At 66.5% G+C, this 19,838-nt stretch carries 19 protein-coding genes; 9 read left to right on the forward strand and 10 right to left on the reverse strand.

What is annotated here, in order from left to right:
* Positions 1 to 13: 13 nt before the first annotated feature.
* The 6 genes from ispF (at position 14) to rpoS (ending at position 5,072) form a co-directional block, all read left to right on the forward strand.
* Entirely contained in the window at positions 14 to 487 is a 474-nt protein-coding gene (gene ispF / locus QE393_RS03765) for a 2-C-methyl-D-erythritol 2,4-cyclodiphosphate synthase (RefSeq protein WP_273808749.1), read from the forward strand.
* Positions 484 to 1,542, forward strand: coding sequence for a tRNA pseudouridine(13) synthase TruD (gene truD / locus QE393_RS03770; protein WP_310042173.1), 1,059 nt, complete (start codon positions 484 to 486; stop codon positions 1,540 to 1,542). The genes ispF and truD overlap by 4 nt, the downstream gene beginning before the upstream one ends.
* On the forward strand, positions 1,530 to 2,285 hold the full coding sequence (gene surE, locus QE393_RS03775; protein ID WP_133859800.1) for a 5'/3'-nucleotidase SurE: 756 nt from the start codon (positions 1,530 to 1,532) through the stop codon (positions 2,283 to 2,285). Before truD ends, surE begins: the two co-directional genes overlap by 13 nt.
* A gap of 38 nt (positions 2,286 to 2,323) precedes the next feature.
* A complete protein-coding gene (locus QE393_RS03780) occupies positions 2,324 to 2,962 on the forward strand; it encodes a protein-L-isoaspartate(D-aspartate) O-methyltransferase (RefSeq protein WP_273808874.1) in 639 nt (212 codons plus the stop codon).
* A gap of 170 nt (positions 2,963 to 3,132) precedes the next feature.
* On the forward strand, positions 3,133 to 3,969 hold the full coding sequence (locus QE393_RS03785; RefSeq protein WP_261793975.1) for a peptidoglycan DD-metalloendopeptidase family protein: 837 nt from the start codon (positions 3,133 to 3,135) through the stop codon (positions 3,967 to 3,969).
* Between the two features lie 110 nt (positions 3,970 to 4,079).
* A complete protein-coding gene (rpoS, locus tag QE393_RS03790; protein ID WP_273808751.1) occupies positions 4,080 to 5,072 on the forward strand; it encodes an RNA polymerase sigma factor RpoS in 993 nt (330 codons plus the stop codon).
* A gap of 408 nt (positions 5,073 to 5,480) precedes the next feature.
* On the opposite strand, the gene fdxA is transcribed toward rpoS, so the two are convergent.
* The 9 genes from fdxA to QE393_RS03835 all read right to left on the reverse strand — a co-directional run bounded on the left by fdxA (position 5,481) and on the right by QE393_RS03835 (position 15,941).
* Complete coding sequence (gene fdxA / locus QE393_RS03795; protein WP_059314069.1) at positions 5,481 to 5,804, reverse strand: ferredoxin FdxA; 324 nt, start codon at positions 5,802 to 5,804, stop codon at positions 5,481 to 5,483.
* A 68-nt stretch (positions 5,805 to 5,872) separates the two neighbouring features.
* Positions 5,873 to 8,449, reverse strand: coding sequence for a DNA mismatch repair protein MutS (gene mutS / locus QE393_RS03800; protein WP_310042175.1), 2,577 nt, complete (start codon positions 8,447 to 8,449; stop codon positions 5,873 to 5,875).
* A gap of 92 nt (positions 8,450 to 8,541) precedes the next feature.
* Complete coding sequence (locus QE393_RS03805; protein ID WP_310042177.1) at positions 8,542 to 10,491, reverse strand: ATP-binding protein; 1,950 nt, start codon at positions 10,489 to 10,491, stop codon at positions 8,542 to 8,544.
* A gap of 65 nt (positions 10,492 to 10,556) precedes the next feature.
* Positions 10,557 to 10,763, reverse strand: coding sequence for a hypothetical protein (locus QE393_RS03810; RefSeq protein WP_158895980.1), 207 nt, complete (start codon positions 10,761 to 10,763; stop codon positions 10,557 to 10,559).
* 53 nt (positions 10,764 to 10,816) lie between these two features.
* Positions 10,817 to 11,800: an NAD(P)-dependent oxidoreductase gene (locus tag QE393_RS03815; RefSeq protein WP_273808828.1), complete on the reverse strand. Its 984-nt coding sequence runs from the start codon at positions 11,798 to 11,800 to the stop codon at positions 10,817 to 10,819.
* A gap of 14 nt (positions 11,801 to 11,814) precedes the next feature.
* The gene (locus QE393_RS03820; RefSeq protein WP_273808829.1) at positions 11,815 to 13,098 is read right to left on the reverse strand and encodes an MFS transporter; all 1,284 of its coding nucleotides are present in this window, start codon (positions 13,096 to 13,098) and stop codon (positions 11,815 to 11,817) included.
* Between the two features lie 43 nt (positions 13,099 to 13,141).
* Complete coding sequence (locus tag QE393_RS03825) at positions 13,142 to 14,071, reverse strand: sugar kinase (protein WP_273808830.1); 930 nt, start codon at positions 14,069 to 14,071, stop codon at positions 13,142 to 13,144.
* The gene (locus tag QE393_RS03830; protein ID WP_273808831.1) at positions 14,064 to 14,846 is read right to left on the reverse strand and encodes a sugar phosphate isomerase/epimerase; all 783 of its coding nucleotides are present in this window, start codon (positions 14,844 to 14,846) and stop codon (positions 14,064 to 14,066) included. Before QE393_RS03830 ends, QE393_RS03825 begins: the two co-directional genes overlap by 8 nt.
* A 57-nt stretch (positions 14,847 to 14,903) precedes the next feature.
* Positions 14,904 to 15,941, reverse strand: coding sequence for a LacI family DNA-binding transcriptional regulator (locus tag QE393_RS03835; protein ID WP_273808832.1), 1,038 nt, complete (start codon positions 15,939 to 15,941; stop codon positions 14,904 to 14,906).
* Between the two features lie 165 nt (positions 15,942 to 16,106).
* On the opposite strand from QE393_RS03835, the gene QE393_RS03840 reads away from it, so the two are divergent.
* The 3 genes from QE393_RS03840 to recX all read left to right on the forward strand — a co-directional run bounded on the left by QE393_RS03840 (position 16,107) and on the right by recX (position 18,255).
* Positions 16,107 to 16,607 (forward strand): CinA family protein, encoded by a 501-nt coding sequence (locus QE393_RS03840; RefSeq protein ID WP_273808833.1) that lies wholly within the window; start codon positions 16,107 to 16,109, stop codon positions 16,605 to 16,607.
* An 86-nt stretch (positions 16,608 to 16,693) separates the two neighbouring features.
* A complete protein-coding gene (gene recA / locus QE393_RS03845; RefSeq protein WP_273808834.1) occupies positions 16,694 to 17,737 on the forward strand; it encodes a recombinase RecA in 1,044 nt (347 codons plus the stop codon).
* Positions 17,738 to 17,802: 65 nt separating this feature from the next.
* A complete protein-coding gene (recX, locus tag QE393_RS03850) occupies positions 17,803 to 18,255 on the forward strand; it encodes a recombination regulator RecX (RefSeq protein WP_158895966.1) in 453 nt (150 codons plus the stop codon).
* Between the two features lie 501 nt (positions 18,256 to 18,756).
* Here the strand turns inward: recX and QE393_RS03855 are convergent.
* Positions 18,757 to 19,836 (reverse strand): TIGR00730 family Rossman fold protein, encoded by a 1,080-nt coding sequence (locus QE393_RS03855; RefSeq protein ID WP_273808835.1) that lies wholly within the window; start codon positions 19,834 to 19,836, stop codon positions 18,757 to 18,759.
* Positions 19,837 to 19,838: the final 2 nt, after the last annotated feature.

The following is a 19,838-nucleotide window of genomic DNA, read 5'->3' on the forward strand; positions in this document are numbered from 1 at the left end:
GGCGTCTCTCTTCATGCGCATAGGTCACGGTTTCGACGTTCACGCCTTTGGCGAGGGCGATTTCATTACCCTCGGTGGCATTCGTATTCCCCACCACCTTGGCCTGGTCGCCCACTCCGACGGCGACGTGCTGTTGCACGCCCTGGCCGATGCCCTGCTGGGTGCGGCCGCCCTGGGCGACATCGGCAAGCATTTCCCCGATACCGATCCGCGCTTCAAGGGCGCCGACAGCCGGGTGCTCCTGCGCCATGTGGTTGGGCTGGTCCGTGAACAGGGCTGGAAGGTCGGCAACGTCGACGGCACCATCGCCGCCCAGGCGCCCAAGATGGCACCGCACATCGAGGCCATGCGCCAGGCCATCGCCGAGGACCTGCAGGTCGAGCTGGGCCAGGTCAACGTCAAGGCCACCACCACCGAGCGCCTGGGTTTCGTCGGGCGCGAAGAGGGCATCGCCGTGCACGCCGTGGCCCTGCTGCTGCCACTATGACCGAAGACCAGCTGCTCGGGCCGCGTGCCCATGGCGAGCCCTGCGGCCAGGCGATCCTCAAGGCCAATGCCGAGGACTTTCAGGTGGACGAGGTGCTGGACATCCCGCTCAGCGGTGATGGCGAGCACCTCTGGCTATGGGTCGAGAAGCGCGGCCTCAACACCGAGGAGGCCGTACGCCGCCTGGCGCGTGCCGCCGGGGTGCCGCAGCGGGCGATCAGCTACGCCGGTCTCAAGGATCGCCAGGCCTTGACCCGCCAGTGGTTCAGCCTGCACCTGCCCGGCAAGGCCGATCCGGACCTGGCAGCCGCCTGCGACGAGACGCTGGTGATCCTCCAGCAGGGTCGGCACCGGCGCAAGCTGCAGCGGGGCGCCCATGCCGCCAATGGCTTCCGCCTGCGCCTGACCGGGCTCCAGGCCGATGCCGCGGTGCTGGAGGCGCGGCTGCAGGCCATCGCCATCGGTGGCGTACCCAACTATTTCGGCCCGCAGCGCTTCGGCTACCAGGGCGGCAATCTGGCTGACGCCCAGGCGTGTGCCCGCGAGCAACGGCTGCCCGAACAGCGCAACCGGCGTTCGCGGAGCCTGTCCGCCGCGCGCAGCTGGCTGTTCAATCAGGTGCTGGCCGGTCGCATCGCCGACGGCTCCTGGAATCAAGCGCAGGAGGGCGATCTGCTGGCCTTCACCGACAGCCGCAGCCACTTTCCGGCGACCGCCGCCGATCTGGCGGATCCGCGCCTGGCGGCGCTCGATCTGCACCCCACCGGGCCGCTGTGGGGCGCCGGTGAATCCCCGGTGCAGGGTCCGGCCGCGGCCCTGGAACAGGAGGTGGCCAAGGCCGCCGGAGAGCTGCCCGCCTGGCTGGCCGGTGCCGGCCTCTCGCATGAACGGCGCATCCTGCGCCTCCCCATCGGCGGCCTGACGTGGCATTATCCCGCTCCTGACATTCTGCAACTCGAATTCGTCCTGCCGGCCGGCTGTTTTGCCACCGCAGTGGTTCGCGAGCTGGTAACGCTTGGCGAGGCAGGGCAGACGGAACATCCATGCGACTTCTGATCGCCAACGACGATGGGGTGCTGGCCCCCGGTATCGCCGCGCTGCATGCCGCGCTCTCCGCCCGTGCGGACTACGAGTGCCAGGTAGTCGCGCCGCTCTATGACATGAGCGGCGTGAGCAGTGCCCTGACGCTGGACCGCCCCCTGCATCCGCAGCGCCTGCCCAATGGCTTCCTGGGCGTCAACGGCACGCCTACCGATTGCGTTCACCTTGGCCTCAATGGCCTGCTGGAAGAGACGCCGGACATGGTGGTGGCCGGGATCAACCTGGGCGCCAATCTCGGCGACGACGTCCTCTATTCCGGTACCGTGGCCGCGGCCATGGAAGGGCGTTTCCTCAACCGCCCGGCGCTGGCCTTCTCGCTGGTGTCGCGCAGTGCCGACAACATGGCGGTCGCGGCCGAGATCGCCGCCCGCATCGTGGCCCTGCACGAGCGCTTCGATCTGCCGCCGCGCACCGTCCTCAACGTCAACATCCCGGATCTACCGCTTGCGCAGATCAAGGGGCTGCAGCTGACCCGCCTGGGTCACCGCGCCCAGGCCAAGCCGCCGGTACGCGAGGTCAATCCGCGTGGCAAGGCGGGCTACTGGATCTCGGTTTCCGGCGATGCGGTGGATGGCGGACCGGGCACCGACTTCCATGCCGTGCTGGAAGGCTATGTCTCGGTCACGCCGCTGCAGTTCGATCGCACCTTCCGCGAGGGCTTCGCCGGCCTGCAGGCACTGACGGAGCTGCTGGCATGACTCAGGGGCAAGAGCATATGCAAAGACACGGCATCGGCATGACCTCCCAGCGCACCCGGGAGCGCCTCATCCAGCGCCTCTACGAAGAGGGGCTGTCCAACGCCCAGGTGCTGGAGGTGATCCGCCGTACGCCGCGTCACCTGTTCGTCGACGAGGCCCTGGCCCATCGCGCCTACGAAGACACGGCGCTGCCCATCGGCCACAACCAGACCATCTCCCAGCCGTTCATGGTGGCGCGCATGACCGAGCTGCTGCTCGCCGGCGGTCCGCTGGACAAGGTCATGGAGATCGGCACCGGCTCCGGCTACCAGACCGCCATCCTCGCGCAGACCGTGGAGCGGGTGTTTTCCGTGGAGCGCATCCAGTCGCTGCAGGACCGAGCCAAGGAGCGCCTGCTCGAACTCAATCTGCGCAACGTGGTGTTTCGCTGGGGCGATGGCTGGGAAGGCTGGCCGGCGCTGGCGCCCTACAACGGCATCATCGTCACTGCCGCGGCGCGGGAAGTGCCCCAGGCGCTGCTCGACCAGCTGGCACCAGGCGGTCGCCTGGTGATCCCGGTAGGCGTCGACGAGGAGCAGAAGCTCCTGCTGATCGTGCGCGAAGACGAAGGCTTCGTCCGCCACGAACTCAATGCCGTCCGTTTCGTGCCGCTGCTCAATGGACCCCTGGCCCAGTGAGCGACAGGGAACGTTACCCCGGTACCGCGCTCCAAGGCTGCCTGGCGGCTGCGGCCGCTTGAGGCCGGCGGGATGGCCGGACGGTAGATGATCAGACTCTGCGGGAGGAACGGGTGAAGGCCCGAGCGCAAGGATTTCCAGGACGAGGGCGTTCAGGCTGGCTGGCGGGGGTGCTCGTGGCCCTGCTGCTGGCGGGCTGTTCGAGCAACGGTTCGCGAGCGCCGGTGGTCGACCGCGGCGATGGCCGCAGCAGCGTACCCCAGGTCACTTCCGGGCAGTATCGCGTCAAGCGCGGTGACACCCTGTTCTCCATCGCCTCGCGCAACGGCTGGGAATGGCGTGCCCTGGCGGCCCAGAACGGCCTCGGGGCGCCCTATGTCATCCATGTCGGCCAGGTCATCCGTTTCGGCAGCGGTTCCAGCGCCAGTGGTTCCAGTCGCATCATCCGCCGACCGGCCACGGTAGCTTCCGGTCCGGCGCCCGGCACTCCGGTGGCGACACCGGTGCCCATCCCGCCACCCGTCACCTCCAGTCCCACTGCCGCCACCCCGGTGGTAACCCCCAATCTGCCCGCCGCGCCCCCGCCGACGCCGGTGACGCCCGCGCAGACGCCGACCCGTGACGTCCCCCAATCCGCATCCGGTTGGGCCTGGCCGACGAAAGGTACGCTGATCAGCCGCTTCTCGGCCAGCAGCAGCCTAAACAAGGGAATAGACATCGCCGGGCAGGAAGGTCAGCCCGTGATGGCCGCTGCCGACGGCACTGTGGTCTATGCGGGAAATGGTCTACGCGGTTATGGTGAACTGGTTATCGTCAAACACAGCGAAACCTACGTCAGTGCCTACGGTCACAATCGTAGGTTGCTGGTTCGGGAAGGTGAGCGTGTCAAGATAGGGCAGACGATTGCCGAGATGGGTTCGACCGGGACTGATCGGGTCAAGCTCCATTTCGAGATTCGCCGTCAGGGCAAGCCGGTGGATCCCTTGCAGTTTTTGCCCAATCGCTGATTCGCTAGGCGCCGACTCGATCCCGCAGCTTTTTGGGGGCGAGTCATGGCGCATCGGCAACGTATCGATACGCCCTGGCTCGAAGCGCAGACGAGCAAGGGTTACTCAAGATGATCCAGAACAAACAAGAAACCGGGTACGACCTCGGCGATGATGTCCTGCTTCTAGATTCCAATCCCTTCGGTGAGGAATCCGCCGATTCAGCCATGACTAAGGCGCTCTCCGGGCGCGGCAACCAGGTCTTGCGGGGGGCGAAGCTGGCCGACTACGGCCGAGCGCTCGACGCCACTCAGCTCTATCTCAACGAAATCGGCTTTTCGCCGCTGCTGTCACCGGCGGAGGAAGTGCATTTCGCCCGTCTTGCCCAGCGCGGCGATCCCGCCGGTCGCAAGCGCATGATCGAAAGCAACCTGCGCCTGGTGGTGAAGATCGCCCGGCGCTATATCAACCGCGGGCTGTCGCTGCTCGATCTGATCGAGGAGGGCAATCTCGGCCTGATTCGCGCCGTGGAGAAATTCGATCCCGAGCGAGGTTTCAGATTCTCCACCTATGCCACCTGGTGGATCCGGCAGACCATCGAGCGGGCGATCATGAATCAGACCCGCACCATTCGCCTGCCGATCCATGTGGTCAAGGAACTCAACCTGCACCTGCGCGCTGCGCGCGAACTGACCCAGAAGCTCGACCACGAGCCTTCACCCGAGGAAATCGCGGCCCTGCTGGAAAAGCCGGTGGCAGACGTCAAGCGGGTGATGGGCCTCAACGAGCGGATCAGCTCGGTGGACATGGTCCTCGGCCCCGATTCCGACAAGACCCTGCTCGATACCCTGACCGACGACCGCCCCACCGATCCCTGCGAATTGCTGCAGGATTCGGATCTCAACCAGAGCATCGACCAGTGGCTGCTGGAGCTGCCGGAAAAGCAGCGCGAGGTGGTCGTGCGTCGCTTCGGCCTGCGTGGTCATGAAGCCTGCACCCTGGAAGAGGTCGGGCAGGAGATAGGGCTCACCCGCGAGCGGGTCCGGCAGATCCAGGTCGAGGCGCTGAAGCGGTTGCGCGAGATCTTCGAGCGCAATGGCCTGTCCAGTGACTCGCTGTTCTGAACATGCCTAGCTGAATGTCAGCCAAACGGAGCCCGGATTTATCCGGGCTTTTTTCTGCGTGTTGTTGTAAGCCACGGCTTACAGTCGGCGTAAGCATGCATCGCTTCAGGCTGCCGGAAAGCACCGCTTGAGCAACCCGACTAAGAGCCAAGTGCTTGATGTGTAAAGTTTTCTTGTTTCGAAGGGGGTGTTGAGCGAGTTCGCCGTGACGGATTGTGGCAGATTGCCAGCCTTCGGGAGAAGCGTACTATCGGCGCTGTGTCTGGGACGACACGGATCGGCAGGAAGCGGATCGGGAACACCTCAGGACGAGGTTCACCAGGACGGTGACAGGATTACAGGGACAGGGACGAAGGGGGCGGAGCGATCCGCCCCCTTTTTTTATGGCCTGGATTTTCCAGGCGCGGCCTAGCGTTCGAGCTGGGCGAGCTTGCCGGTCTTGCCATCCCATTCGGCCGCGTCGGGCAGGGCTTCCTTCTTCTCGGTGATGTTCGGCCAGATGTTGGCCAGCTCACTGTTGAGTTCGATGAAGGCTTCCTGGCCGGCCGGTACCTCGTCTTCCGAGAAGATCGCCTGGGCCGGGCACTCGGGTTCGCACAGGGCGCAATCGATGCACTCGTCCGGGTGAATCACCAGGAAGTTGGGACCCTCGTAGAAGCAGTCCACCGGGCAGACTTCCACGCAGTCGGTATATTTGCATTTGATGCAGTTGTCAGTGACGACGAAGGTCATCTGCTCGTTCTCCTCAGGCTAAGGCGGCGGATTCTAGCAGCATTGCCGGAACCCTCGTATCCGTTAACTCAGATACGCTTTTTCCATTCGTAGATAAGCTCCAGGGCCCGTCTGGGTGTGATGTCGTCCGGCTGCAGGCGTTCCAGTTCCTCGATAAGAGGATGGCTAGCGCTGGCGAACAGATCGGCCTGCAAGGGGCGGCCCTTGGCCGGCGCGCTCACCGGCAGTGGTACACCCACCTCACCGTTGAAACTGGCCGCCTCCAGGCGGGCGAGGTGTTCGCGTGCGCGCAGGATGACATCCTCCGGCACCCCAGCCAGTTGGGCCACGGCCAGGCCGTAGCTCTGGCTGGCCGGGCCGGGCAGCACATGGTGCAGGAAGACGATGCGGTCGTTGTGCTCGGTGGCGTTGAGGTGGACGTTGGCCACGCTTGGCTGGCCTTCCGGTAGCACGGTCAGCTCGAAGTAGTGGGTGGCGAACAGCGTCCAGGCGCGCAGGCGCGCCAGTTGCTCGGCGGCGGCCCAGGCCAGGGACAGGCCGTCGAAGGTACTGGTGCCGCGGCCGACCTCGTCCATCAGCACCAGGCTGTGTTCGCTGGCGTTGTGCAGGATATTGGCGGTCTCGCTCATCTCCACCATGAAGGTGGAGCGGCCACCGGCCAGGTCGTCGCTGGAGCCGATGCGGGTGAAGATGCGATCCACCAGCGACAATTCGCAACTCGCCGCCGGGACGAAGCTGCCGACATGGGCCAGCAGCACGATCAGCGCGGTCTGGCGCATGTAGGTGGACTTGCCGCCCATGTTCGGACCGGTGATCACCAGCATGCGGGTGTCGTTGTCGAGGGTAACGTCGTTGGCGACGAAGGGCGTTTCCAGCACCTGCTCCACCACCGGATGACGTCCCTGGCCGATCTTCAGGCAGGGCTCCGCGACGAAGCGCGGCTTGTTCAGGTCCAGGTTGAGGGCGCGCTCGGCGAAATTGGCCAGGACGTCCAGCTCGGCCAGGGCCGCGGCGCTGTCCTGCAGCGGCGCCAGGTGACCGATCAGTTCTTCCAGCAGCGCTTCGTAGAGGGCCTTTTCCCGCGCCAGGGCGCGACTCTGGGCCGACAGCGCCTTGTCTTCGAAGGCCTTGAGCTCCGGGGTGATGAAGCGCTCGGCGCCCTTGAGGGTCTGGCGGCGGATATAGTCGGCCGGTGCCGACTCGGCCTGGCGGCTGGGGATCTCGATGAAATAGCCGTGGACGCGGTTGTAGCCGACCTTGAGCCCTTGCAGGCCGGTGCGGGCCTTTTCCCGGGCCTCCAGGTCCATGAGGAACTGGCCGGCGTTCTCGCTCAGGGTCTGCAGCTCGTCCAGCTCGCTGTCGTAGCCGCGCTTGATGACGCCGCCGTCGCGGATCACCGCCGGCGGATTGTCGATGATGGCGCGGGCCAGGGTGGTGGCCAGTTCCGGATAGGTCTGGATGCTCCTGGCCAGGTCGAGCAGGTGCGGGGCGATCATCTGCGTCAGCCCGTCCTGCAGCGCCGGCAGCGCGGCCAGGGCGTCTCTCAGGCGCGCGAGGTCGCGCGGGCGGGCGTTGCGCAGGCCGATACGGGCGAGGATGCGTTCCAGGTCGCCGATATCCTTGAGCTGCGGCTGCAGCGTCTCGAAGCGATAGCCCTCCAGCAGGCAGGTGATGGCGTCCTGGCGGGCCTCGATGATGGCGCGATTGCGCAGCGGGCGATTCAGCCAGCGGGTCAGCAGACGACTGCCCATGGCGGTCTGGCAGCGGTCCACCACCGACTGCAGGGTGTTGTCGCGGCCGCCGGCCAGGTTGACGTCCAGCTCCAGGTTGCGGCGGCTGGCCCCGTCGAGGATGACGGTGTCGTCCAGGCGCTCGTGCCTGAGGCTGCGCAGGTGCGGCAGGGCGGTGCGCTGGGTCTCCTTGGCATAGGTAAGCAGGCAGCCGGCGGCGCCGATGGCCAGGCCCAGCTTGTCGCAGCCGAAGCCCTTGAGGTCGCCGGTACCGAATTGCTGGCAGAGACTCTTGAGCGCCGAGTCGCAGTCGAAGTCCCAGGGCGCCCGGCGGCGTACGCCGCGACGCTTCTCGGCGGGCAGGCCGGCGGGCCAGTCGTCGGGGATCAGCAGTTCCGCGGGGTTGAGACGATCCAGCTCGGCCAGCAAGGTCTCCCAGCCGGCCAGTTCCTGCACGGTGAAGCGGCCGCTGGCGATGTCCAGCACGGCCAGGCCGAACAGGCGCTCGTCGCCCAGCACGGCGGTCAGCAGGTTGTCGCGGCGCTCGTCCAGCAGCGCTTCGTCACTGACGGTGCCGGGGGTGATGATGCGCACCACCTGGCGTTCCACCGGGCCCTTGCTGGTGGCGGGGTCGCCGATCTGCTCGCAGATCACCACGGATTCGCCGAGCTTGACCAGCTTGGCCAGGTAGCCTTCGGCGGAATGGAAGGGAATGCCGGCCATGGGGATGGACTTGCCGGCCGAGGCGCCGCGGGCGGTCAGGGTGATGTCGAGCAACTTGGCGGCACGCCGGGCGTCGTCATAGAACAGCTCGTAGAAATCGCCCATGCGATAGAACAGCAGCTGTTCGGGGTGCTGATGCTTGATCCTGAGATACTGCTGCATCATGGGCGTGTGCGCGGAGAGATCGCTCATGCGGGTGTTTCGATCCGGTTGCCTGTGGATAGCCGCGTATTGTCCACCAACTGGCGGCGTTTGTCGGCCCCGCTCGGCTCAGGGCAGCGGTATCAGGCCTGCGGCCCCCGTTCGCGGGCAGCCAGCAGCTGGTCGATGCGCGCCATCAGCCTTTCCAGGGTGAAGGGCTTGGCCAGTACCCCGACGTCCGGAGCAGGCAAGGACTCCCCAGGCAGGTCGGCCTCGGCATAGCCGGTGATCAGCAGCGTCATCAGGCCCGGACGGCGTTCCCGGGCCAGGGCGGCGAGCTGGCAGCCACTCAGGCCGCCCGGCAGGCCGACATCGGCGATCAGCAGATCCAGTGGCGTATCTGATTCCAGTACCTGCAGCGCAGCGGCGGCATCGGTCGCTTCCAGGGTATGGATGCGATGTTCGCGCAGGGCTTCGTCCACCAGCATGCGCACCAGGGGTTCGTCGTCCACCACCAGGACCGTCATGCCATCCGGGTAGCGCGACGACGGAGCCTGTGGCGTCTCCACCGACGACGCGGAGGATTCCACCAGGCGCGGCAGATAGAGTGTCACCGTAGTGCCCCGGCCGGGTGCCGAGGCGATGTGGGCGACGCCGCCGGACTGCTTGGCGAAGCCATAGATCATCGACAGGCCGAGGCCGGTGCCCATGCCCACCGGCTTGGTGGTGAAGAAGGGATCGAAGGCCCGTGCCAGCACTGCGGGGGGCATCCCGGCGCCGGTGTCGAGCACCGCCAGGGTCACGTAGTCGCCAGCCGGCAACTCCAGCGCCGCGGCCTGGGCCTCGTTGAGCCGGCGATTGGCGGTGACGATGCGCAACATTCCGCCTTCGGGCATGGCATCCCTGGCGTTGATGCACAGGTTGAGCAGGGCGTTCTCCAGCTGGTGGGGATCGCAGAGGGTGAGATTCAGCGTCTCGGCCAGTTCGATATGGATCTCGACCTGGGGGCCGACCGAGCGGCGGATGAGTTCTTCCATGCCCAGCACCAGCGTATTGGTCTGGGTAGCCGAGGGGTCCAGCGCCTGGCGACGGGAAAAGGCGAGCAGGCGGTGGGTCAGGGCCGCCGCGCGCTCGGCGGCCCCCTTGGCGCCACTGGCATAGCGTTCGAGATCGGTGAAACGACCCTGTTCGAGTCTCAGACTGAGCATGTCCAGGCTGCCGATCACGCCAGTCAGCAGATTGTTGAAGTCATGGGCGATGCCCCCGGTCAGCTGACCTACGGCTTCCATCTTCTGGCTCTGGCGCAGCTGTTCCTCGGTCTGGCGCAGGGCTTCCTGTTGCTCGCGGATGGCCGTGACCTCACGCACGGCGGCGTAGATGAGGCCGTCCTGCAGCACCGCGTTCCATGACAGCCAGCGATAGCCACCTGCGCGATGCCGATAGCGATTTTCGAAGCCGAATACCGGTTCACCGAGCTTGAGGCGCTCCAGCGCTGCCTCGGTGCGGGCGCGATCCTCGACGTGCACGAAGGCCATGAAGGGCTCGTGGTGCAACTGCTCGACGCTCCAGCCCAGGGTGCTGGTCCAGGCGGGATTGAGGTCCAGCAACTGGCCTTCCAGGCTCGCCGTGCAGAGCAGGTCGGGGCTGGCCTGCCAGATCAGGTCGCGCTGACGGGTACGCAGGGTCACCTCTTCGCCGAGATTGCCGGCGAAGCGATAGAGGGACTCGAGGCTGCGGCGCTGGGCGGCGCAGACCAGCGCCATGATGACGTTGACCAGCACGAACAGCGCGTGGGACACCCAGCGCTCGGAAAATAGCGCGAAATAGGCCGGCGCCTTGACGAAGAGGGTCTCGGCCAGCAGCACCGACAACAGGGTGGCGAAGATGCCGGGACCCAGGCCGAACCAGAAGGCCCCGGCCATGATGAAGGGAATGAACAGCAGATAGGGCAGGCTATCGATGCCCAGGCTCAGCCGGATTCCGGCCGCGATGGCGATCAGCAGGGTAGCGCCCAGATAGCGCAGGGGCGCCGGGGCGTCCCGCGGGGCCAGCTTGAGCAGCCGGCCGAGCAGGGTGTGGGTGGCAATGGGCACTGGCGCTAGACCTCGGGGCGCTGGTCCTTGACGTTACCGAAAGGGTTCACGACCGGCAGGCCGGATCAGGTGCCCTCGTGCCGCTCGAATTCCTCGACGGCGCGTACCACGCCGGCGTTGTCCGCCGCCGTGCTGCGCGCCTGGCGTTCGAAGGCGGTCGCCAGTTCATTGACCAGTTGCAGCAGACGCGGGATGTCGCCGCTGCGCTCGGCATCGGCGGCCTGCTCGCGTACACGGTTGACGAAGGCTTGGGGATCGTCGAAGGCGGTCATGGGGCATTCTCCGTTGGGATGATACTTGTCTGACCACAAACGACGCCCAAGGCTCACTCACGCCGTGTCCAGACCTGCGGATTGACCAGATTCGCCGGACGCCGACCGCCCAGGGCGGCCAGCAGGTTGTCCACCGCGCAGCGGGCCATGGCCTCGCGCGTCTCGCGGGTCGCCGAGCCCAGGTGTGGTGTCGGCACCACGTTGGGCAGCTGCAACAGGGGCGAATCCGGCGCCACGGGTTCGCGATCGAAGACGTCCAGTCCGGCGCCCCGCAGCCGGCCTTCCTGCAAGGCGGCGATCAGGGCGGCTTCGTCGATGACCGGGCCACGCGAGACATTGATCAGGATGGCATGGGCCGGCAACCGGGCCAGTTCGGCGGCGCCCAGCAGGTGATGGGTCTCGTCGCTCAGGGGCACGGTGACGCAGAGGAAGTCGCACTCCGCCAGCAGCTCGGGCAGCGGCAGGAAGCGGGCGCCGAAGCGCTCGTCCACCTCGGGCTTGGCGGCGTGGGCGGTGTAGTTGACCTGCATGCCAAAGCCTAGGTAGGCGCGGCGGGCGATGGCCTGGCCGATGCGGCCCATGCCCACCAGGCCCAGGGTCTTGCCATGGACGTCGCAACCGAAATGCGCCTCGCCCAGACTGGCCTGCCACTGGCCGGCGCGGACCCAGTCCGCCAGTTCGACGATGCGCCGCGCGGTGGCGAGCAGCAGGGCGAAGGCGGCATCGGCGACGCTTTCGGTGAGCACATCCGGGGTGTTGCAGAGCAGGATGCCGCGCTGTTCCAGATAGGACAGGTCATAGCTGTCGAAGCCGACCGAGACGCTGGCGATGGCCTCCAGCCGGGGGGCCAGGTCCAGCAATTCGGGCGTCAGCTTGAAACTGGAACCGAGCAGGCCCTGGGCCTCGGGCAGGCGTTCGCGCAGCCGGGCTTCGCCGCCCGGCGCCTTGACATCGACGTATTCCAGGTCGAAGGCTTCTTCCAGTCGCGCGGTCAGCGCCGGCGACAGGGCCTTGTAGTGGATCACCTTCTTTTTCATGGACAGCGTTTCCTCTAGTGACTGGTGGCGGTCTTGAGCGCCGCGGCGCGGGTGACCGGTTCCTGGCGCAACAGCAGGGTCAGGACCACGGCCACCAGCAGGGCGCCGCCCATGAAGCCGAAGGACGCACCGGGACCGCCGGTCACGCCATTGAGATAGCCCACCAGGTAGGAACCGGCAAAGGAGCCCAGGGCGCCCATGCTGTTGATCAGTGCCATGGCGCCGCCGGCGACGTTGCCGGGCAGGATCTCCGGAACGATGGCGAAGAAGGGGCCGTAGGGCGCGTACATGCAGGCACCGGCGACCACCAGCAGGGCATAGGACCACCAGAAGTGCTGGGTGCCGAGGGCAAAGGAGCCGAGGAAGGCCAGGGCGGCGATCAACAGTGGCGGCCAGACGAACAGCTTGCGATTCTGCATGCGGTCCGAGGCCCAGGACACCCCGAGCATGGCCAGTACGGCAGCCAGGTAGGGCAGCGAAGACAGCCAGCCGGCCTGGACGATGTCCAGGTGGGCGCCCTGGCGCAGGATCGACGGCAGCCAGATGACGAAGCCATAGACGCCGATGCTCCAGCAGAAGTACTGCAGCGACAGCAGGATGACCTTGGGCGAGCGGAAGGCTTCGGCGTAGTTCTTGACCGGCTTCATGCCCTGTTGCTCGGCCTTCAGCGCCTCCTCCAGGCGCGCCTTTTCGTCAGCGGCGAGCCACTTGGCATCCTTGGGTCGCTCGGCGGCCAGACGCCACCAGATAAAGGCCCAGATCACCGCCGGCAGACCTTCGATGATGAACATCCAGCGCCAGTCCAGGGCGTGGATCAGATAGCCCGAGACCACCGACATCCAGAGGATGGTCACCGGATTGCCAAGGATCAGGAAGGTGTTGGCCCGCGAACGCTCGCGCTTGGTGAACCAGTGGCAGAGATAGACCAGCATCGCCGGCATCACCGCCGCCTCGACTACTCCGAGCAGGAAGCGGATGGCGATGAGCAGGGTGACGTTGGGCACCAAGCCGGTGAGGGTGGCCAGGCCACCCCAGGCGATCAGGCTCCAGAAGATCAGCCGCTTGACGCTGCGCTTCTCGGCGTAGATGGCGCCGGGCACCTGGAAGAAGAAGTAGCCGAGAAAGAACAGCGCACCGAGCAGCGAAGACATCGCCGGGGTGATGCCCAGGTCGTCGGCCATGCCGGAGGCGGCGGCGAAGCCGTAGTTGGCCCGGTCGAGATAGGCCAGGCTGTAGGTGATGAAGACCACCGGCATCAGATACCACCAGCGGCGTGGAGCGAGAGAAGAAGCGTTCATGGGGTCACCTGCTTGATTGTTCTTGTCAGGGGGTTGGCGTCGATCAGGGGAGTTCGTGGCGGTAGGGCAATCCTTCCATGTCGCCGACCACCTGTACGGCGCGGGCGCCGATCCAGTTGCCACGGGCGACGGCCGCGGCGACATCGAGGCCGTCGAGCAGGGCGCTGACGAAGCCGGTGGCGAAGCCATCGCCGGCACCGACGGTGTCGACCACCTCGGCCACCGGTACGCCGGGGATCTCGCCCTCGGCCTCGGGCGTGCGCCAGTAGCCGCCCTCGGGGCCGAGCTTGATGGCCACGGCCTTGGCGCCGCGGTCGAGGTAGAAGGCGGCGATGTCCGCCGGGGTGTCGTAGCCGGTCAGCAGGCGACCCTCGGCCAGGCCGGGCAGCACCCAGTCGGCCAGGGCGGCGAGGTCATTGAGCTCGCGGCGCATCCGGTCTTCGCTGTCCCACAGCGAAGGTCGCAGATTGGGATCGAAGGAGATGCTGCGGCCGGCGTCGCGCATGGCTTCCAGTAGATGGCGGCTGAAGGCGCGGGCGCTGGACGACAGCGCGGGTGGAATACCGGTGGCGTGCAGATGACGGGCCTGCAGGAGACTGGGGTCGAAGTCTTCCTCGATGTTGAGGTGGCTGGCCGCCGAACCGCGGCGGAAGTACTCGACCACCGGATCGCTGCCATCGGTGGCGCGAGACTTGAGCTGGAAGCCGGTAGGGTGCCGGGGATCGACGGTGAGCCGGTGGCAGTCCAGCCCTTCGGCTTCGAGACTGGCGCGCACGAAGCGGCCAAAGGAGTCATCGCCCACTCGCGACAGCCAGGCGACCTTGAAACCCAGGCGACTCAGGCCGATGGCCACGTTGTTGTCGGCGCCGGCGATGCGTTTGCCGAACTGGCCAACCGTGGCCAGCTCGCCCGGCGTCTCGGCGACGAACATGGTCATGGTTTCGCCAAAGGCGAGGATGTCGATGTCAGCCATGGCGGCGCTCCTCCCGGGCCTGCCCATCCAGGGTGCGCAGCGCCGCTACCTGGCGGCGGGTCTCGGCCAGCAGATCCGTTCCCATCAGCGGAAATTCGATGGCGCGGCGCAGGGCGCTGGGGAAGTGCGCCAGCAGGCCTTGCCAGGCCAGCAGGTCGGCGGCTTCCGGCGGCACGGCGTGCAGGCCACCGGCCCGCCGGCGCACGGCCTTGCAATGCAGGTAGCGGACGTCGGGGCCGAGCAGGCGAGCGGCCTGCAAGGGATCTTCGTCCTGCCAGCGCCAGTTGCCGACGTCGAAGGTCAGACCTACCGGCAGCTGGATTGCCCGGACCGCCTGGATGAAGGCGCGCAGCGGCTCGACCCGCCCGCCCTGGGCGGTCTGGTCGTTTTCCACCAGCAGCTGCGGACCGTCGCCGGTCAGCAGGCTGGCGAGCGGCGCCAGATCGATCGCCGTACGGTAGTGCCCGAGCGACACCTTGAGCGTATCGGCGCCCAGCAGGCGGGCCTCGGCGAGGGCCGAGGGCAGACGCGGCGAGAGGGCCGCGCCGGCTTCGGGCCAGAGTTCGAGGGGGACCGAGTAGACACAGCCCAGACCAGCCGCCTGGATGGCGGCGCCCAGGGCGGCGAAATCGGGCGCATCGGTGAAGAGTTCGGCGCGGATTTCCACATGGGTGGCGCCCGCGGCGGCGATCAGGTCGAGCCAGGCGGCCTGACCCTGGGTACGGACCCCGTCGGCGCCAAAGGCCGAGGTGGTGATGGCGATCTCCAGTGGCATTGTTGTTCTCCTGAAACCGGTTTCAACAAAAGACGAGCAAAAGGGCGAAAGGTGCCGCTAGGTTCGGACGCGAGTCGACTGACGGATGCGCAGTTCCGCGCCGAAGGTCTGCTGCACCGGTGCGCTGCGATCCCCGTCAATACGCCGCTGCAACCGCTCGAAGGCGGCTATGCCCAGGGCATGGGTCGGCTGGGCGAGGGCGCTGATGCCGCCACCCACCAAGGGAAACCAGTCGAGGTCGTCGAGGGCCAGCAGGCCGAGGCGCTCGAACAGGGGCTCGCCCAGGGCCTGCAGCGCCAGGGTCGTCGCCAGGGTCGCCACGCCATTGGCGGTGAGCAGCGCCTTGGGACCGGGCCCGGGGCTGGCGAGAAAGGTGGCCAGCGCCCGCTGCAGCGCCAGGGCATCGTCGGCCTGGGCGCAATGCCCGCCACGACCGCCGGGGTATTCGGCCAGGGCCGCGTCGAAGGCCGTCAGCCGCTCGCGGCGGGAGCTGGTGCCGTCCAGGGGTTCGCTGACCAGCAGCAGGTCGCGATACCCCTGACGCTGCAGGTGGGCCACGCCGTCGGCGATGGCCTGGTGGTTGTCGAGGCCGACCAGATCGGCCTCGACGCCCGGCAGTTCGCGATCCAGCAGCACCAGCGGCAGGCGACTGCCCAGGTGGTGCAGGTCGGCGGCGTGCTGGCCAAAGGTGTTCACGATCAGGCCTTCGATGCTGTAGGACTGCAGCGCGGCCAGTTGCTGGCGCTCCTGGCGAGCGTCCTGGTCGGTGTTGCAGATCAGCAGCGAATAGCCCTGCTGGCGGCAGGCGGTTTCCACGCCATGCATCACCGCGGTGGAATAGGGATTGAGCAGATCGGCCACCAGCATGCCGATCAGGCGGCTGCGACCGCGCTTGAGGCCACGGGCCATCTGGTTGGGCTGGAAGTCGAGGGCGACCACGGCCTGCTCGATGCGCGCGGCCAGGGAGTCGGACAGCAGGCGGCGATCGCCACTGATATAGCGGGACACGCTGGCCTTGGACACGCCGGCGGCAGTGGCCACTTCGGCGATGGTCGCACGGGTGGCGCGCGGACCGGGGAGAAAGACATCGTTCATGGCGTACCGCTGTTAGGATTTTGTAGGTGCCTGAAACCGGTTTCAGTAAATCTTTTCCCACGCGGGCCGGCAAGCCGGTCTAAGGTGCAGGCCGACCAGTGGTCGCCGCAGGCAGGCGCTTGCCGCGGTCACCTTTTATGTTCCCCTTTGCACAGGAAGGTCTCGATGGACTCCCTCGACAGTCTCGCCCGGCAGCTGGGTGAGGCACTACAGGCCGCTGGCGCCCAGGTCACCACCGCCGAATCCTGCACCGGTGGCGGCATCGCCGAGGCGATCACCCGCGTTGCCGGCAGTTCGGCCTGGTTCGAGGCCGGCTTCGTCACCTATTCCAATCGCCAGAAGACCCTGCAGCTGGACGTGCCCGAGGTCCTGTTCGATCAGGTCGGCGCGGTCAGCGAAGAGGTGGTCACGGCCATGGCGCTGGGTGCGCAGCAGCGCGCCGGTGCGCGCTTCGCGGTCGCGGTGAGCGGTATCGCCGGGCCGGGTGGCGCGGTGCCGGGCAAGCCGGTCGGTACCGTCTGGCTGGCCTGGCGCGACGGCGAAAAGTTGCACACCGAACGGCAGGTCTTTGCCGGCGATCGCGCTGCCGTTCGCCAGCAGACCCAGGTCCGCGCGCTGCAGGTTTTATTGACCTTTCTGGCCAAGGAAAAAGGCCCTCAGGTGTAGCAACCGGAGGGCGACTATGGTTTAATACTGTTCACTTATACAGGTATCCACGGCCGTCTGGCCCTTCTTTCTCCGAGAGGAATCTAATGGACGACAACAAAAAGCGTGCCCTGGCCGCGGCCTTGGGACAGATTGAAAAGCAATTCGGCAAGGGCACCGTGATGCGCATGGGCGATCACGAGCGCCAGGCCATTCCGGCGATCTCCACCGGTTCCCTGGGCCTGGACATCGCCCTCGGCATCGGTGGTCTGCCCAAGGGCCGGATCGTCGAAATCTACGGTCCCGAGTCTTCGGGCAAGACCACCCTGACCCTGTCGGTCATCGCCCAGGCTCAGAAGCAGGGCGCCACCTGCGCCTTCGTCGACGCCGAGCACGCGCTGGATCCGGACTACGCCGGCAAGCTGGGCGTCAATGTCGACGACCTGCTGGTGTCCCAGCCGGATACCGGCGAGCAGGCCTTGGAAATCACCGACATGCTGGTGCGCTCCAATGCGGTCGACGTCATCATCGTCGACTCCGTGGCCGCCCTGGTGCCGAAGGCCGAGATCGAAGGCGAGATGGGTGACATGCACGTGGGTCTGCAGGCGCGCCTGATGTCCCAGGCGCTGCGCAAGATCACCGGCAACATCAAGAACGCCAACTGCCTGGTCATCTTCATCAACCAGATCCGCATGAAGATCGGCGTGATGTTCGGCAACCCCGAGACCACCACCGGCGGTAACGCCCTGAAGTTCTATTCGTCGGTCCGTCTGGACATCCGTCGCATCGGCGCGGTGAAGGAAGGCGACGAGGTGATCGGCAGCGAAACCCGCGTCAAGGTGGTCAAGAACAAGGTGGCACCGCCGTTCCGCCAGGCCGAGTTCCAGATCCTCTATGGCAAGGGTATCTACCTGAACGGCGAGATCATCGATCTGGGCGTGCAGCTGGGTCTGATCGAGAAGTCGGGTGCCTGGTACAGCTACCAGGGCAGCAAGATCGGCCAGGGCAAGGGTAACGCTGCCAAGTTCCTCGAAGACAATCCCGAGATCAAGGGCGCCGTCGACAAGGCGATCCGCGAGAAGCTGCTGAGCCAGCCGACCAATCAGAAGGCCGAAGTGGCTGTTGAAGAAGGCGCTGACGTCGATCTTTGATCGCCTGCCAGTGCTCCAGACGACCCCCGCCCCGTGCGGGGGTTTTCGCATGAGGAGGATCACCCTTGGGCAATCCGCTGGATACCACCGCTGCCATCCGTTTCGCCGCCATGGATCTGCTGGCGCGTCGCGAGCATGGCCGTGAAGAGCTGTCGCGCAAGCTGCGTCGGCGCGGGGCCGAGGAGGAGCTGCTCGGTCCGGTGCTGGATCGCCTGGCCGAGGATGGCCTGCTCGACGAAAGCCGCTATCTGGAGAGCTACATCGCCAGCCGTGCCCGTTCCGGTTACGGGCCCATGCGCATCCGCGAGGAACTGGGCCAGCGTGGCCTGAAAAGAGAGCAGGTGGAGATGGCCCTGCGCGAAGCGGATGTGGACTGGCAGGCGCAGCTGGAAGAGGTATGGCGCCGGAAGTTCGGCACGCCACCGGCCGACGCCAAGGAGCGCGCCAAGCAGGGGCGTTTCCTGGCCTACCGGGGCTATGCCATGGACGGGATCAACCGGGTGCTGAGCCGGCGGTAGTGGCTTGTGGCTTGTGGCTTGTGCTGTTGGGCTTCGCTGCGCTCAACCCAACCTACGAGAGCAGCTGGGGTAGGTTGGGTTGAGACGGCCCCCTCGTCGAAGCCCAACATCAGGTCCAGTGCCGGGGAACGTCGGGCTTCGCTGCGCTCAACCCAACCTACGAAAGCAGCTGGGGTAGGTTGGGTTGAGACGGCCCCATCGTCGAAGCCCAACATCAGGTCCGGTGCCGGAAAACGTTGGGCTTCGCTGCGCTCAACCCAACCTACGAGAGCAGCTGGGGTAGGTTGGGTTGAGACGGCCCCATCGTCGAAGCCCAACATCAGGTCCGGTGCCGGGGAACGTCGGGCTTCGCTGCGCTCAACCCAACCTGAGAGCAGCCAGCGTAGGTTGGGTTGAGACAGCCCATCGTCGAAGCCCAACATCAGGTCCGGTGACGGGGAGCGTTGGGCGTCGCTGCGCTCAACACGACCTACAAGGGCAGCCGGGGTCTGGTGCGCCAACCTAGGTGGATGCCCAATGCTCCGGCCGATTGAGCTCGTCCACCAGTTCGCGCAGGCGGCCATAGTGGCGGCCGTGGAAGTCGAAGGCGAGGCGCGTCAGGTGGGCGAATTCCGCTTCGTCGGGTTGGCCTTCGCCCGGGGCCAGTTGGGTAAAGCCCGGGGTACGGCAGAGGTCGCCGAAAGCCGTGGCCAGGTGTTCAAGGCAGGCCGGTGTAATGGCGTGCTTGAGGCGGATATGGAACAGGCCATCACGTCGGCGGGTGGAGTGGTAGTTGCCGTAGAAGTGCTCGATCTCGGCGGCAGCGGCTTCCGGTGAACGTACCAGCCTGACCAGCTTGAGATCGGCGGGCAGGATGTAGCCTTCCTCCAGCAGATTGCGCTGCAGATAGGCCAGGGTGTCGTCCCAGAAGTGGCCATCGGGGGTGTCGAGCAACACCAGCGGTACCAGCGGACTCTTGCCGGTCTGGATGAGGGTGAGCACCTCGAAGGTCTCGTCCAGGGTGCCGAAGCCGCCGGGGCAGAGCACCAGGGCATCCGCCTCCTTGAGAAAGAACAGCTTGCGTACATAGAAGAAGTGGAAGGACAGCAGGTGATCCGTGCCCTCGATGGTCGGATTGGCCCGCTGTTCGAAGGGCAGGGTGATGTTGAAGCCCAGGCTGGCCTCGGGCCCGGCGCCCTCGTGGGCCGCGCCCATGATGCCGGCGCCGCCGCCGGTGATGACCATCATGTCGCGACGGGCCAGGGCGCTCCCCAGTTCGCGGGCGAGGGCATAGAGGCCATGATCGATGCGGGTCCGCGCCGAGCCGAACACCGTGACCTTGCGCCGCCGGCGGAAGCGCTCCAGGGTGCGGAAGGCCTGCTCCAGCTCCTTGAGGGTCTGCAGCATGATCTTGGCGTCCCAGCGTGCCGGATTGGTCTGCGCCATGCGCACCACCGTCACCAGCATTTCGCGATAGAGGCCCAGGTTGGGGCTGCCGCCCGGCAGGGCGTGCTCCAGCAATTCGTCGATGCGCTGACCGAGGTCGGCGGCGCTGGGCTCCACGTGGCGGGCCAGGTAGCTGTCGTCGCTGTCCTCGGTCATGG

The sequence above is a fragment of the Pseudomonas sp. SORGH_AS_0211 genome (genome assembly GCF_031453455.1).
Classification (GTDB): Bacteria; Pseudomonadota; Gammaproteobacteria; order Pseudomonadales; family Pseudomonadaceae; genus Chryseomonas; species Chryseomonas aestiva.

Excerpts from the sequence above, each read along its gene's own strand:
- rpoS (WP_273808751.1), top strand. The coding sequence starts at position 4,080 with ATGATCCAGAACAAACAAGAAACCGGGTACGACCTCGGCGATGATGTC.
- QE393_RS03815 (WP_273808828.1), bottom strand. The coding sequence starts at position 11,800 with ATGAAAAAGAAGGTGATCCACTACAAGGCCCTGTCGCCGGCGCTGACC.
- recA (WP_273808834.1), top strand. The coding sequence starts at position 16,694 with ATGGACGACAACAAAAAGCGTGCCCTGGCCGCGGCCTTGGGACAGATT.
- QE393_RS03830 (WP_273808831.1), bottom strand. The coding sequence starts at position 14,846 with ATGCCACTGGAGATCGCCATCACCACCTCGGCCTTTGGCGCCGACGGG.
- ispF (WP_273808749.1), top strand. The coding sequence starts at position 14 with ATGCGCATAGGTCACGGTTTCGACGTTCACGCCTTTGGCGAGGGCGAT.
- fdxA (WP_059314069.1), bottom strand. The coding sequence starts at position 5,804 with ATGACCTTCGTCGTCACTGACAACTGCATCAAATGCAAATATACCGAC.
- QE393_RS03840 (WP_273808833.1), top strand. The coding sequence starts at position 16,107 with ATGGACTCCCTCGACAGTCTCGCCCGGCAGCTGGGTGAGGCACTACAG.
- QE393_RS03820 (WP_273808829.1), bottom strand. The coding sequence starts at position 13,098 with ATGAACGCTTCTTCTCTCGCTCCACGCCGCTGGTGGTATCTGATGCCG.
- QE393_RS03835 (WP_273808832.1), bottom strand. The coding sequence starts at position 15,941 with ATGAACGATGTCTTTCTCCCCGGTCCGCGCGCCACCCGTGCGACCATC.
- mutS (WP_310042175.1), bottom strand. The coding sequence starts at position 8,449 with ATGAGCGATCTCTCCGCGCACACGCCCATGATGCAGCAGTATCTCAGG.
- QE393_RS03825 (WP_273808830.1), bottom strand. The coding sequence starts at position 14,071 with ATGGCTGACATCGACATCCTCGCCTTTGGCGAAACCATGACCATGTTC.
- truD (WP_310042173.1), top strand. The coding sequence starts at position 484 with ATGACCGAAGACCAGCTGCTCGGGCCGCGTGCCCATGGCGAGCCCTGC.
- QE393_RS03855 (WP_273808835.1), bottom strand. The coding sequence starts at position 19,836 with ATGACCGAGGACAGCGACGACAGCTACCTGGCCCGCCACGTGGAGCCC.
- surE (WP_133859800.1), top strand. The coding sequence starts at position 1,530 with ATGCGACTTCTGATCGCCAACGACGATGGGGTGCTGGCCCCCGGTATC.
- QE393_RS03810 (WP_158895980.1), bottom strand. The coding sequence starts at position 10,763 with ATGACCGCCTTCGACGATCCCCAAGCCTTCGTCAACCGTGTACGCGAG.
- QE393_RS03780 (WP_273808874.1), top strand. The coding sequence starts at position 2,324 with ATGACCTCCCAGCGCACCCGGGAGCGCCTCATCCAGCGCCTCTACGAA.